The following is a 12739-nucleotide window of genomic DNA, read 5'->3' on the forward strand; positions in this document are numbered from 1 at the left end:
CTTGGCCTCCTGCTCGTCCCACTTCTGGCGCTGCACGGCCACGCTGGCCTTGGCGGCGGTGCGCACCATGTCCTGCTCGGCCTTGGGCAGCTTGTCCCAGACGATCTTGGACATGATCAGCATCTCGGGCGCCATCGAGTGCTCGGTCTTGCTGTAGAACTTGACGGCCTCGGCATGCTTGGCGGTGTCGAAGCTGGGGATGTTGTTCTCGGCGGCGTCGAGCAGGCCGGTCTTCAGGCCGGTGTAGACCTCGCCGAAGGGCATGGGCGTGGGGTTGGCGCCCATGGCGCCGACCAGCGCCACCCACAGATCGCTCTGCTGCACGCGGATCTTCAGGCCCTTGGCATCGGCCACGGTCTTGATCGGCTTCTTGGCGTAGATGCTGCGCGCGCCCGAGTCGTAGAAGGCCAGACCGACGAAGCCGGCGGACTCGCAGCTCCTGAGGATCTCGTCTCCGACCGGGCCGTCGAGCACCTGGCGCATGTGCGCGACGGAGCGGAACAGGAAGGGCATGGTGGGCACCTGCGTCAGCGGGCAGATGTTGTTCATCGGGCTGATGTTGACCCGGCTGAGCTCCAGCGCGCCGATCTTGACCTGGTCGATGGTCTCCTTCTCGGAGCCGAGGGCGCCCTTGTTGAAGACCTTGATGCGGTGCTTGCCGCCGCTGGCCTTCTCGAGGGCTGTACCCATGGCCTTGACGGCGACCACGGTGGGGTAGTCGTCGGCGTTGTGGATGTCGGCCGAGCGCAGGTCGAGGGCCTGGGCGGCGGGGGCGGCCAGCAGGGCCAGGCAGGCGGTGGCGGTGGCCAGCAGGCGGGCGGGGAACAGATGACTAATTGTCGACATGAGGTGTCTCCAGCGGACCGTTGGAAAGCCGGCCTGACGGCCGGCGGGCTTGGCGGATGGCGGTGCGCGCGCGGCGGACACGTCGGGTCCGTCGCGGGCGCGTCAAGGCGTGGGCGATCCTGCGCGGCACGCCCGGCTCGGGGGAGTGACCGCGCGGCGGATGCTCGCGGGAGAGCCAGCAGGACGGACGTCAGGTCCGCGCCGGCGGCAGGAAACGGGGTGGCGCCCGGCAGGCGCCGCGGATCAGGCGTTGTCGGGTTCGCCCAGCGGGCCGATGACGACGAAGCGGCCGCCGATCAGGCGGTGGACCGGGTCGGTGGGGTCGATGACGGGCTGGCGGGCTTCCAGTTCGGCCCGCCAGGGCTCGGAGCTGTCCCGCGGCCGCCAGCCCAGGTGGGCGGCGCCGCGGTTGTCCCAGAAGGTGCCGTGGTTGTCCGAGCGGCCGTAGACGATGCTGTGGCCGACCACCGGCGCGCGCAGGCCGGCGATGATCAGGCGCTCCAGGTCGTCGAAGCTCAGCCAGGTGGCCAGCATGCGGCGGTCGATCGGCGCTGGCGTCACGCTGCCGATGCGGATGCTGACGGTCTCGACGCCGTGGCGGTCGAAGTAGAGCTGGGCGGTGTCCTCGCCGAAGGCCTTGCTGAGGCCGTAATAACCGTCAGGACGCGGTGCGGCGTCCACGTCCAGCACCTGACCCTGGCTGTACATGCCCACCACGTGGTTGGAGCTGGCGAAGACCACGCGCCGGGTGCGGTTCAGGCGCGCGGCTTCGTAGAGGTTCTTCACGCCGACGATGTTGGCCTGCAGGATCGGCTCCCAGGCCGCCTCGACCGAGACACCGCCGAAGTGCACCACGCCGTCCACGCCGTCGAGCAGCGCGCGCACGGCGGCGGCGTCGGCCAGATCGCAGCGCACCACCTCCTCGTGGTCGTCGACCGGGGGCGCCATCTCCGACAGGTCGCTGACGCGCAGGCGGTCGCAGTAGGGGCGCAGGCGTTGGCGCAGTTCGCGGCCGAGCTGTCCGGCCGCGCCGGTCAGCAGCAGACGGCCGAAGCGGGGCAGCGGGCTGGAGGAGGGACGGGACGGGCTCATGGATGCAGCGTTGTAGGACGACTGACGTCATTGTGAACCGCCGTTTCAATCTTGCGAAGCCTGGGGTTCACCCTGAGTCCGGCTCAGTCGACAGTCACTTGTTCGTAGAATATCAAAACATCGTTTCAACGTACCCTGGGGAAGTCATGGTCGAAGATCCGCGCGGTCCGCGCGTCGTGCTGCTGGGCGAATGCATGATCGAGCTGCAGGGTGAGCCCTTCGGCACGCTGCAGCAGAGCTTCGGTGGCGACACGCTGAACACGGCCGTCTATCTCGCGCGCTGTGGCCGTGCCGCCGGCCTGCGCGTGGACTACGCGACCGGCCTCGGCGAGGACCCGTTCAGCGCTGTGCTGCTGCAGCGCTGGGCCGAGGAGGGCCTGGGCCTGGACCTGGTGCGCCGCATCCCGGGCCGCCTGCCCGGCCTCTACCAGATCACCGTCGATGCCCGTGGCGAGCGCAGCTTCCACTACTGGCGCGAGCAGGCCGCGGCCCGGGCCTACTTCGACACCGCGCCGGACGCCGACGGCCGGCCGCAGCCCTCGCCGCTGGAGGCGGCGGCCGAGGCGATCGACGTGCTCTACGTCAGCGGCATCACGCTGGCCATCCTGGGCGAGGCCGGCCGCACCCGGCTGCTGGCCCTGGCCCAGCGCCTGCGCGCGCGCGGCGCCCAGGTGGTGTTCGACAACAACTACCGCCCGCGCCTGTGGCCGGACGCGGCCACCGCCCGCCTCTGGTACGCCCGTCTGTACGCGCTGTGCACGACGGCGCTGCTGACGCTGGACGACGAGCAGGCCTTGCACGGCGGCATCACGGCCGAGGCCGCGCTGGATGCGGCCTGGGCCCTGCCAGTGGCCGAGGTGGTGGTCAAGCGCGGGGCCGAGCCGACGGCCGTGCGCCTGGCCGGCCAGCCCTGGCAGACGGTGGCCACGGTGCCGGTGGCCCGTGTGGTCGACACCACGGCCGCCGGCGACTCCTTCGGCGCCGCCTATCTGGCCGCACGGCTGGCCGGGGCCGAGCCGGCCGCCGCCGCGGCCGCGGGCAACGCGCTGGCCGCGCGCGTCATCCAGCACCGCGGGGCGCTGATGCCGCGCGAGGCGGACTGACATGGCCTGACGTCGCCCGTTGGGTGGACGGCGCGGGAGCCGTCCACCGCGCGTGGCGTCAGAAGTTGTAGCGCACCGCGGCCTCGTACTGCAGCGCGCTGTTGTCGACGGCGGCCTTCTTGTAGTTCTGGTCGGCCAGCGACAGGTTCAGCGTCGTGTTCTTGTCCAGCGGCAGCTGGTAGCCGACGCTGTACTTCTGCTTGCGGGCATCGCCCAGCGCCGCGTTGTCCTTGTACTGCTGCAGGGAGATGCGGATCTGGCCCGGGCCGGCCGGGATCTGGCTGCCCAGCGTGAACACCTGGGTCTGACCGTCATCATTGGCGCCCTGGTCTTCCGAGCGGGCATAGACGGCCATCAGCTTGGCCACACCCAGATCGTAGCTGGCGCCCAGCGAGGTGGTGGTCCAGTCGTCGGTGGTGCTGGCATCCGTCTGCCAGGTCAGCGACACGGCCACCGGGCCCTGCACATACTCGCCCTGCACGCCGGCGACGTTGCTGCGGATGGCGGTGGCCTTCTCCTTGAAGGCCTTGGCCGCGCCGACGGAGAAACCGTTGATCACCGGAGACTGCCAGTAGACCGAGTTGTCCCACTTGGCCACCATCTTCGCGCCGCGGTCGCCGTTGGAGCCCAGCGAGTCGCCGCCGAAGGCCTCGAAGCGGCCGTTGACGCCGCGGTTGTCCATCGGCGAGCTCTGGCGGCCCAGCGTCACCGTGCCCCAGACCGGGTGGGCCACGCCGACGAAGGCCTTGTCCTTCCAGTAGACGGTGCCGTCCTGCGTGCCCTCGTCGGCCTTGAAGCGGTGCTCCAGATTGAACAGGCCGGTCAGGCCGTAGGCCAGCTCACGCGTGCCGCGGATGCCCCAGCGGCCGGTCGAGCTGTCGCGCACCGAGGTCAGCACGTCCTCGTTGACCGTGAGGTCCTTGGCGATGCGGCCGACGCCCAGGTCGACGCGGCCGTACAGGCTCAGCGTGTTCTTCTCGCTGCCGGTCACGCCCGGGCTGGCGTGCTGGGCGGCGGCGGGCAGGGCGGCGCACAGGCCGGCGGCCAGGGCGAGGGCGGACAGGGCGTGGGTGCGGGTGATGCGGTTCATGGTCGTGTCTCCGGAAGGAATGTGGGCGTGGTGGACGGGCGTCGCGTGCTCAGGCACGGGCGTCCGGCGCGCACGGCGTCAGGCCGGGCAGGCGGATCGGGACCGGGGCGGCCGGCGCGCAGGGCCGGGGGCGTCCGGGCCGGCCAGAGGGCCGGCATGCGGTCAGGGTCGATCGCGTCGGCCGGACGGCTCCGGCGCAGGGGGCGCCGGACATCCGGTGACGGGCAGGGACGGGGCCACAGGTCAGCTGCGGGCCGTCCGGTGGTCAGCGGACGTCTGATGACGTCCAAACTGAGGGGTATGGGACGCGACCGGGCCATGAGAGCCCGGCCAGGCCCGCCGGTTCAGAGGAAGTCGTCGCGGCGGGGCGAGAACATGTCGACCAGGCAGCTGTCGGGGTCGAGCGCGATCGCCTCGTGCATCACGTCGCGCGGGGCGACGAAGGCGTCACCGGCGACCAGCACGCGGCGCTCGTCACCGACCCGCACGTCGAAGCGGCCGGCGGTGATCAGCACCACCTGGTCGTGCAGCGCATGGGCATGGGCGCTGCCCACGCCCGCGCCCTGTTCGAAGCGCACGGCCACGCCCATCACGTGCCGGGTGTGGCCCAGGATCTGGCGGCGGATGCCGGGGGCGGCGTCGACCCAGGGCTGCTCGCTGCTGTGGAAGAAGGGCGCGCTGGCCTGGAGGGGAGCGGGTTCGGTCATGGTGGACGGCAGGAAGGGGAGACGGTATGGGGCGCGTGGCCGGCGGGGCCGCTGCGGGCCGGGAGCCGGCCTGGCGCAGCTGCGGACCGGCTGCGGCCCGGACTCAATCAAAACACCGTTCCAAAAATATTGCAATCGATCGGGTGTGCTGGCATGATAGCAGCCAGACTCGAAAATGAAACAGTGGTCCACCTGGGTGAGGCCACTGTTTCCGGGTAAACCACCAGACCGATCCACCGACCGCGCCCCACGCCAGGACCCGCCATGGACATCCGCCACGCCATCCATCCCGACCATGCCAAGACCCTGGACACCGCCGGCCTGCGCCGCCACTTCCTGGTCGACTCGGTGTTCGCGCCGGGCGGCATGACGCTGACCTACAGCCACATCGACCGCATCATCGTCGGCGGCATCATGCCGCTGGACCAGCCGGTGGTGTTCGCGCCCGAACTCGGCCGTCACACCGGCACCGAGTACTTCCTGGCCCGCCGCGAGATCGGCCTGATCAACATCGGCGGCGACGCGCTCGTCACCGTCGATGGCACGCGACATGAGGTGCTGCGCGAGGAGGCGCTCTACATCGGCGCCGGTGCGCGCGAGGTCCGCTTCGAGAGTCTGGATCCGGCCGCGCCGGCCAAGCTCTACTTCAACAGCGCGCCGGCCCACACCACCCATCCCACCCGCAAGATCACGCTGGAGCAGGCCTCGCCCGAGACGCTGGGCGACCCGAAGACCAGCAACCGTCGCACGATCTACAAGTACATCGTGCCCAACGTGCTGCCGACCTGCCAGCTGCTGATGGGCATGACCAAGCTGGAGGAGGGCAGCCTGTGGAACACCATGCCCTGCCACACCCACGAGCGGCGCATGGAGGTCTACTTCTACTTCAACATGAAGGACGACGCCGTCGTCTTCCACATGCTGGGCCAGCCTCAGGAAACGCGCCATCTGGTGGTGCGCAACGAGCAGGCCGTGGTCAGCCCGAGCTGGTCCATCCACTCCGGCGTCGGCACCCAGGCCTACACCTTCATCTGGGGCATGGTGGGCGAGAACCAGGTCTTCCCGGACATGGATCACCTCAAGCCCGCCGACCTGCGCTGAGCCGCCGATCCCGGCCGGCGGCGCCCTGACGACCCGCCCGGCCTTCTCCCCCCTTGCCCTGATTCCCGACCTGTCGCCGGTGGCCTGAAGCCACTGCGAGGGGGCGGTCTTGCCCGAACCTCCCCAATCATGACCCCCTCCGCCCCCTCCACGTCCCCCGCCTTCGACCTCACCGGCAAGGTCGCCCTCGTCACCGGCTGCGACACCGGCCTCGGTCAGGGCATGGCGCTGGCGCTGGCGCGTGCCGGTGCCGACGTCGTCGGCGTCAACCTCAGCGAGCCGCGCGAGACCATCGCCCGCATGGCCGAGACCGGCCGCCGCTTCGTCGACGTGCGGGCCAACCTGTCCGACGTCGCCGTCATCCCCGACGTGATGTCGCGTGCCGTGGCCGCGCTCGGTCGCGTCGACATCCTGGTCAACAACGCCGGCATCATCCGCCGCGAGGACGCGCTGAAGTTCAGCGAGAAGGACTGGGACGACGTGATGAACCTGAACGTGAAGACGGTGTTCTTCATGTCGCAGGCGGCCGCACGCCAGTTCATCGCCCAGGGCTCGGGCGGCAAGATCATCAACATCGCGTCCATGCTGTCCTTCCAGGGCGGCATCCGCGTGCCGTCCTATACGGCCAGCAAGAGCGGCGTGATGGGCATCACCCGGCTGATGGCCAACGAGTGGGCGGCCCAGCGCATCAACGTCAACGCCATCGCACCGGGCTACATGGCCACCAACAACACCGCCCAGCTGCGGGCCGATGAATCGCGCAACCAGGCCATCCTGGAGCGCATTCCGGCCGGCCGCTGGGGCACGCCGGACGATCTGGCCGGCCCGGTGGTGTTCCTGGCCTCGCAGGCCGCCGACTACGTCAACGGCTACACGCTGGCCGTCGACGGCGGCTGGCTGGCGCGCTGAGCGACACCGGCCGCCGGCCGGTCCCCCCGGAAGAAAAACCACCCCAGGAGACGCACCGCCATGTACGAGAACCGCCGCCTCGGCTTTCTCTTCGTGCTGCCCTTCGTCCTCGGCGTGCTGATGTTCAAGCTCTTCCCCTTCGTGATGAGCTTCGCCCTCAGCTTCACCGAGTACGACGTGATGAACCCGCCGGTGTGGATCGGCGCGGACAACTACCGCCAGCTGTTCACCCAGGATCCGCTGTTCAACAAGTCGCTGGGCGTGACGATGTTCTTCGTCGCGATGGCGGTGCCGCTGCGCGTGGGCTTCGCGCTGTTCATCGCCCACGTGCTGAACTTCAAGCTGCGCGGCATCAACTTCTTCCGCTCGGCCTTCTACCTGCCGTCCATCCTCGGCGGCTCGATCGCGGCGGCGGTGCTCTGGCGTTTCCTGTTCGCGCAGCAGGGCCTGGTCAACATCGTGCTGTCCAAGCTCGGCATCGAGCCCATCGCCTGGCTGGCCGACGAGCACTACTCGATCTGGACCGTGATCCTGCTGTTCACCTGGCAGTTCGGCTCGGCGATGGTGATCTTCCTGGCCGCGCTGCAGAACGTGCCGACCTCGCTCTACGAGGCGGCCGAGATCGACGGCGCCAGCAAGACCCAGCAGTTCTTCCGCATCACGGTGCCGCTGATCACGCCGGTCATCTTCTTCAACCTGATCATGCAGATGGTGCACGCCTTCCAGGAGTTCAACGGCCCCTACATGATCACCGAGGGCGGGCCGCTGCACTCGACCTATCTGCTGTCGCTCTACATCTACGACCAGAGCTTCAAGCTGTTCAACCTGGGCTACGGCGCGGCGCTGTCGTGGGTGCTGTTCGCCATCGTCGGGGGGCTGAGCGCGGTGTCGTTCATCAGCTCGAAGTACTGGGTCTTCTACGCCGGCGAGAAGGACAACAAGCGATGAACACCGCCCTGCACACCGCCCCGGTGGCGGCCGACGCCGCCGACCGCGTGGCCTCCGACCGCGAGGCCCTGATCACCCGCCGCCGCGAGCGCATCGCCGCCGTCACCCGCTACGTCGTGCTGTGCGCGGTCGGCCTGGTGATGCTCTATCCGATGATCTGGCTGATCGGTGCCTCGTTCAAGAGCAACTCGGAGATCTTCACCGAGATCGGCTTCCTGCCCTCGCGGCTGGACTTCACCGCCTATGCCAAGGGCTGGAAGACCAGCACCGAGTACACCTTCGCCACCTACTTCCTGAACTCCTTCCTGATCACCATCCCGCGCATCATCGTCACGGTGATCTCCTGCGTGCTGGTGGCCTACGCCTTCGCGCGCTTCGAGTTCTTCGGCAAGAAGTTCCTGTTCTCGGTGATGGTCGGCACCATGATGCTGCCGCTGATCATCCTGCGCCTGCCGCAGTACCTGATGTTCAAGGAGTTCGGCTGGCTGGACACCTACCTGCCGATGATCGTGCCCTCGGCCTTCGCCACCGACACCTTCTTCGTCTTCATGCTGGTGCAGTTCCTGCGCGGCATCCCGCGCGACATGGAGGAGGCCGCGCAGATCGACGGCTGCAACGCGCTGCAGCTGCTCTGGCACATCATCGTGCCGCTGCTCAAGCCGGCCATCATCTCGGTCATCGTGTTCCAGTTCATCTGGACGATGAACGACTTCATGGGCCCGCTGATCTACCTGTCGACGGTCGAGAAGTACCCCGTCTCGCTGGCGCTCAAGATGAGCATCGGCGCCACCGAGGAGGTCGAGTGGGCCTCGGTGCTCGCGATCTCGGTGGTCGCGCTGCTGCCCTCGGTCGCGGTGTTCTTCGCCGCCCAGCGCCACTTCATCGAAGGCGCCGCCTCCAGCGGCATCAAGGGCTGACCGCCCCGGGCCGGCGCCTGCCCGGCCCACACCCCCGACGCACCCGACGCACCCGATTCCCGCAGATTCCGGAAACATCCCCATGGCCCAAGTCCACCTGCAACGCATCGAGAAGGTCTACCCCAACGGCTTCAAGGCCGTGCACGGCGTCGATCTCGACGTCCGCGAGGGCGAGTTCATGGTCTTCGTCGGCCCCTCGGGCTGCGCCAAGAGCACGCTGCTGCGCATGATCGCCGGCCTGGAGTCGATCAGCGGCGGCGAGCTGCGCATCGGCGGCTCGGTCGTCAACAACCTGGCGCCCAAGCAGCGCGGCATCGCGATGGTGTTCCAGAACTACGCGCTGTATCCGCACATGAAGGTCTACGACAACCTGGCCTTCGGTCTGCGCCTGTCGGGCACGCCCAAGGCCGAGGTCGACGCCCGCGTGCGCGACGCGGCCAGGCTGCTGGAGATGGACCATCTGCTGGAGCGTTATCCGAAGCAGCTGTCCGGCGGCCAGGCCCAGCGCGTGGCGGTCGGCCGCGCCATCGTCAAGAAGCCCGGCGTCTTCCTGTTCGACGAGCCGCTGTCGAACCTGGACGCCAAGTTGCGGGCCAGCATGCGCGTGCGCCTGACCGAACTGCACCGCACGCTGCGCGAGCAGGGCCGGGCCTCGACCGCGATCTACGTCACCCACGACCAGGTCGAGGCGATGACGATGGGCGAGCGCATCTGCGTGCTCAAGGACGGCACGATCCAGCAGGTCGACGTGCCCACCGCGCTCTATGAGCGGCCGGCCAATGCCTTCGTCGCCGGCTTCATCGGCTCGCCCGAGATGAACATCCGTCCGGCCCAGGTCGCGGTCTCCGAGCAGGGTGCGGCGATGGCCGTCGGCAACGTGCCGCTGGCGCTGCCGGCCGGCCATGCCCAGCGTCTGGCGGCCTGGGTCGGACGCGGTCTGCGCTTCGGCCTGCGGCCCGAGCACATCGTGGCCGACCTGTCGGCGCCCGGCGTCGACCAGCTGACCGACCTGGTGCGGGTGGACGGCACGATCCGCTTCACCGAGCACATGGGCAGCGAGGTCTTCATCCACTTCGACCTCGGTGACGTGCCCTTCACCTGCCGCGCCAGCGCCGAGCGCCTGGGCGACGTGCTGCACAAGCGCCGCGGCGAGCGCCACCGCTTCGGCTTCCAGATGGGCTTCAGCCACGCCTTCGAGCCCGAGGGCGACGGCCGCAACCTGCTGCTGTGAGCCCGCGGGCCACCGGCACGACCCCGCATCCCATCGACGACAAGACCCTCAGGAGACCGACCATGCAACGACGTCACACCCTGCACACCCTGGCCGCGGCCGCACTGGCGGCCGCCAGCCTGGCCGGCGCGCTGCCCGCCGCGGCCCAGACCCCGGCCACGCTGCGCTTTTCCTGGTGGGGCGGCGGCGAGCGCCACGAGACCACGCTCAAGGCCATCGCCGCCTTCGAGGCGAAGAACCCGGGCGTCAAGATCAAGGGCGAGTACATGGGCTTCGGCGGCTACCAGGAGCGCCTGACGACGCAGATCGCCGGCGGCCAGGAGCCCGACATCATGCAGATCAACTGGGCCTGGATGTCGACCTACTCCAAGCGCGGTGACGGCTTCCTGGACCTGGGGGCGCACAAGCCGCTGCTGTCGCTCAAGGAGTTCTCCGACGAGGAGATCCGCATGGGCACCATCGGCGGCAAGCTCAACGGCCTGCCCACGTCCTACACCGCGCGCCTGTTCGTCTGGAACAAGGCGGCCTTCGACCGCGCGGGGATGAAGCTGCCCGCCACCTGGGACGAGCTGTTCGCCGCCGGCAAGCCCTTCCAGGCCAAGAACGGTGACAAGGCCTATGTCATCGACGGCGAGCTCTACGACATGCTGCTGCTGTCGCAGACCTACATCCAGCAGAAGCACGGCACGCCTTACGTCGATCCACAGGAGGCGCGGGTGGCGATGAGCCCGCAGGCGCTGCTGGAGTGGGTGCAGACCTACAAGCGCCTGGTCGACGGCAAGGTGGCCACGCCGCTGCCCTACCGCGCCAGCCTGGGCGGCGCCGAGAAGCCGACCGAGCAGCAGCCCGACTGGGTCAACGGCCAGTGGGCCGGCAACTACACCTGGGATTCGGTGTTGCGCCTGCGCGCCAGCACGCTGGACAAGCAGCAGAAGCTGGAGATCGGCGACTTCCTGACCCTGCCCGGCGCCAAGGCCAGCGGCATCTTCGGCCGCCCCTCGCTGATGTTCGTCGCCAGCAAGCGGACCAAGCATCCGGAGGTGGCCGCGAAGTTCATCAACTTCCTGCTGACCGACCCCGAGGCCGCGCGCATCCTGGGCCTGACCCGTGGCGTGCCGGCAGCCGACAGCGCGCTGAAGGTGCTGGTCGACGAGAAGCGCATCGATGCGCTGGAGCTCAAGGCCTGGCAGCAGATCAGGACGGCCAAGGAGGCCGGCCGCATCACGCTGCCGTCGCCGCTGTTCGAATCGCCGCGGGTGCAGAAATTCATGCGCGAGGTGTTCGAGCAGGTGGCCTACGGCAAGCTGACCGAGCAGCAGGCCGCCGCCCGCCTGCTCGACGAGGGCAACGCCATGCTGGCGCGCCTGAAGTGACCCGTCATCACCGGAGCCCGCGATGATGATCCGAACCCGTGCCACCCGCCCCGGCCTGCTGGCCGGCTGCCTCGCCGCCGCCGCGCTGCTGGGCGCCTGCGCCCCGCTGTCGCCGAGCGCGACATCCGGCGCGGCATCCGCCACCGCCACCGCCCCGCTGGACGCCGCCCGCCTGGCCCAGGTGCGCCAGGCCCTGGCCGAGAACGACGGCTGGGCCGCCGCCCAGGGCGGCACCTGGGGCGGGGCCGATGCCCGGCCCGAGCATGTCTACACCGTGCGCGACCGCGCCGGCCTGCTGCGTGCGCTGAGCCTGGCCGGTCAGGCCCCGGCCGGCACGCCCAAGATCGTGCAGGTGGCAGCCCTGATCGACCTGATGGTCGGCCCCGACGGCCGGCCGCTGGGCGAGGCCGATTTCCGCGATCCGGCCTTCTCGTGGGACGCCTATCTGCAGGCCTACGACCCCGCCCGCTGGGGCCGCGAGAAGCCCACCGGTGCGTTGGAGGAGGCGCGCCAGCGCTCGGCCGCGCGCCAGGCCGCGGTGACGATGGTGGCCGTGCCGTCCAACACCACGCTGATCGGCGTCACCGCCGATGCCGGCCTGCGCCACGGCGGCCTGCTGCTGGACAAGAGCGAGAACGTCATCATCCGCCACCTGCGCTTCGAGGATGCGCACGACCTGTTCCCGGCCTGGGACCCGAAGGACGGCCCGGACGGCGAGTGGAACAGCGAGTACGACACCGTCTCGCTGCGCGGCGCCCAGCAGGTCTGGGTCGACCACTGCAGCTTCAGCGATGGACAGCGGCCCGATGCCGCCGAGCCGGTCTGGCTGGGCCGCCGCGTGCAACGCCACGACGGCCTGCTCGACATCACGCTGGGGTCGAGCTACGTCACCGTGTCGTGGAACCACTTCCGCGCGCACGACAAGACCAGCCTGGTCGGCGGCAGCGACAGCCTCAAGAGCGACGACGGCAAGCTCAAGGTCAGCTTCCACCACAACTGGTGGGACGGCGTCGGCCAGCGCACGCCGCGCGTGCGCTACGGCGAGGTCCACCACTACAACAACCTGCACACCGTGCCGGCCGATGCCAGGTACGTGTACTCGATCGGCGTCGGCGTGGGCTCGCGCATCGTCAGCCAGGCCAATGTCTTCGAGACGCCGGCCAGCGTGCCGACGACGCAGCTGGTGCGGCTGTGGAAGGGCGAGACCTTCACCGATGCCGACAGCCTGCACAACGGTGCGCCGGTCGATCTGCATGCCGCGCTGCAGGCGGCCAACCCGCAGGCCCGGCTGTCGCGCGAGGTCGGCTGGCAGCCCTGGCTGAACGCCGGCCTGCAGCCCGCCGCCGGCGTGGCCGCCGCGGTGCGCGCCGGCGCCGGCGCCGGGCGCTGAACCTGCCTCTTCTCCTCACTCCGGACCCCAGG

Annotated in this window: 12 protein-coding genes; 8 read left to right on the top strand and 4 right to left on the bottom strand. The window is 69.6% G+C overall.

Annotation, left to right across the window (positions count from 1 at the left end; translation table 11 throughout):
* On the bottom strand, positions 1 to 846 hold an 846-nt coding region (locus tag AACH11_RS16975), incomplete at its 3' end, for a TRAP transporter substrate-binding protein (RefSeq protein ID WP_341375444.1).
* Between the two features lie 243 nt (positions 847 to 1089).
* Positions 1090 to 1938 (bottom strand): NAD-dependent epimerase/dehydratase family protein, encoded by an 849-nt coding sequence (locus AACH11_RS16980; RefSeq protein WP_341375445.1) that lies wholly within the window; start codon positions 1936 to 1938, stop codon positions 1090 to 1092.
* 146 nt (positions 1939 to 2084) lie between these two features.
* Between AACH11_RS16980 and AACH11_RS16985 the strand changes: the two genes are divergently transcribed.
* Positions 2085 to 3041: a sugar kinase gene (locus AACH11_RS16985; protein ID WP_341375446.1), complete on the top strand. Its 957-nt coding sequence runs from the start codon at positions 2085 to 2087 to the stop codon at positions 3039 to 3041.
* 58 nt (positions 3042 to 3099) lie between these two features.
* On the opposite strand, the gene AACH11_RS16990 is transcribed toward AACH11_RS16985, so the two are convergent.
* Positions 3100 to 4131, bottom strand: a complete 1032-nt coding sequence (locus tag AACH11_RS16990) for a porin (protein WP_341375447.1) — start codon at positions 4129 to 4131, stop codon at positions 3100 to 3102.
* Between the two features lie 344 nt (positions 4132 to 4475).
* On the bottom strand, positions 4476 to 4838 hold the full coding sequence (locus AACH11_RS16995; RefSeq protein WP_341375448.1) for a cupin domain-containing protein: 363 nt from the start codon (positions 4836 to 4838) through the stop codon (positions 4476 to 4478).
* A gap of 264 nt (positions 4839 to 5102) precedes the next feature.
* On the opposite strand from AACH11_RS16995, the gene kduI reads away from it, so the two are divergent.
* From kduI to AACH11_RS17030, 7 genes are all read left to right on the top strand, one after another.
* Entirely contained in the window at positions 5103 to 5939 is an 837-nt protein-coding gene (gene kduI, locus AACH11_RS17000) for a 5-dehydro-4-deoxy-D-glucuronate isomerase (protein WP_341375449.1), read from the top strand.
* A 129-nt stretch (positions 5940 to 6068) separates the two neighbouring features.
* Positions 6069 to 6848: a 2-dehydro-3-deoxy-D-gluconate 5-dehydrogenase KduD gene (gene kduD, locus AACH11_RS17005; RefSeq protein WP_341375450.1), complete on the top strand. Its 780-nt coding sequence runs from the start codon at positions 6069 to 6071 to the stop codon at positions 6846 to 6848.
* Between the two features lie 60 nt (positions 6849 to 6908).
* The gene (locus AACH11_RS17010) at positions 6909 to 7796 is read left to right on the top strand and encodes a carbohydrate ABC transporter permease (protein WP_341375451.1); all 888 of its coding nucleotides are present in this window, start codon (positions 6909 to 6911) and stop codon (positions 7794 to 7796) included.
* The gene (locus AACH11_RS17015) at positions 7793 to 8713 is read left to right on the top strand and encodes a carbohydrate ABC transporter permease (protein ID WP_341375452.1); all 921 of its coding nucleotides are present in this window, start codon (positions 7793 to 7795) and stop codon (positions 8711 to 8713) included. Before AACH11_RS17010 ends, AACH11_RS17015 begins: the two co-directional genes overlap by 4 nt.
* 82 nt (positions 8714 to 8795) lie before the next feature.
* Complete coding sequence (locus tag AACH11_RS17020) at positions 8796 to 9944, top strand: ABC transporter ATP-binding protein (RefSeq protein ID WP_341375453.1); 1149 nt, start codon at positions 8796 to 8798, stop codon at positions 9942 to 9944.
* Positions 9945 to 10006: 62 nt separating this feature from the next.
* Entirely contained in the window at positions 10007 to 11317 is a 1311-nt protein-coding gene (locus tag AACH11_RS17025) for an ABC transporter substrate-binding protein (RefSeq protein ID WP_341375454.1), read from the top strand.
* 22 nt (positions 11318 to 11339) lie between these two features.
* On the top strand, positions 11340 to 12707 hold the full coding sequence (locus tag AACH11_RS17030; protein WP_341375455.1) for a pectate lyase family protein: 1368 nt from the start codon (positions 11340 to 11342) through the stop codon (positions 12705 to 12707).
* Positions 12708 to 12739: the final 32 nt, after the last annotated feature.

The organism is Pseudaquabacterium rugosum (assembly GCF_038066575.1).
GTDB lineage: Bacteria > Pseudomonadota > Gammaproteobacteria > Burkholderiales > Burkholderiaceae_C > Pseudaquabacterium > Pseudaquabacterium rugosum.

What these genes read in the sequence shown, in the direction of transcription:
- AACH11_RS16995 (WP_341375448.1), bottom strand. Translation starts at nt 4,838, where the DNA reads ATGACCGAACCCGCTCCCCTCCAGGCCAGCGCGCCCTTCTTCCACAGC.
- AACH11_RS17010 (WP_341375451.1), top strand. Translation starts at nt 6,909, where the DNA reads ATGTACGAGAACCGCCGCCTCGGCTTTCTCTTCGTGCTGCCCTTCGTC.
- AACH11_RS16980 (WP_341375445.1), bottom strand. Translation starts at nt 1,938, where the DNA reads ATGAGCCCGTCCCGTCCCTCCTCCAGCCCGCTGCCCCGCTTCGGCCGT.
- AACH11_RS17020 (WP_341375453.1), top strand. Translation starts at nt 8,796, where the DNA reads ATGGCCCAAGTCCACCTGCAACGCATCGAGAAGGTCTACCCCAACGGC.
- AACH11_RS16985 (WP_341375446.1), top strand. Translation starts at nt 2,085, where the DNA reads ATGGTCGAAGATCCGCGCGGTCCGCGCGTCGTGCTGCTGGGCGAATGC.
- AACH11_RS17015 (WP_341375452.1), top strand. Translation starts at nt 7,793, where the DNA reads ATGAACACCGCCCTGCACACCGCCCCGGTGGCGGCCGACGCCGCCGAC.
- AACH11_RS17025 (WP_341375454.1), top strand. Translation starts at nt 10,007, where the DNA reads ATGCAACGACGTCACACCCTGCACACCCTGGCCGCGGCCGCACTGGCG.
- AACH11_RS17030 (WP_341375455.1), top strand. Translation starts at nt 11,340, where the DNA reads ATGATGATCCGAACCCGTGCCACCCGCCCCGGCCTGCTGGCCGGCTGC.
- kduI (WP_341375449.1), top strand. Translation starts at nt 5,103, where the DNA reads ATGGACATCCGCCACGCCATCCATCCCGACCATGCCAAGACCCTGGAC.
- kduD (WP_341375450.1), top strand. Translation starts at nt 6,069, where the DNA reads ATGACCCCCTCCGCCCCCTCCACGTCCCCCGCCTTCGACCTCACCGGC.
- AACH11_RS16990 (WP_341375447.1), bottom strand. Translation starts at nt 4,131, where the DNA reads ATGAACCGCATCACCCGCACCCACGCCCTGTCCGCCCTCGCCCTGGCC.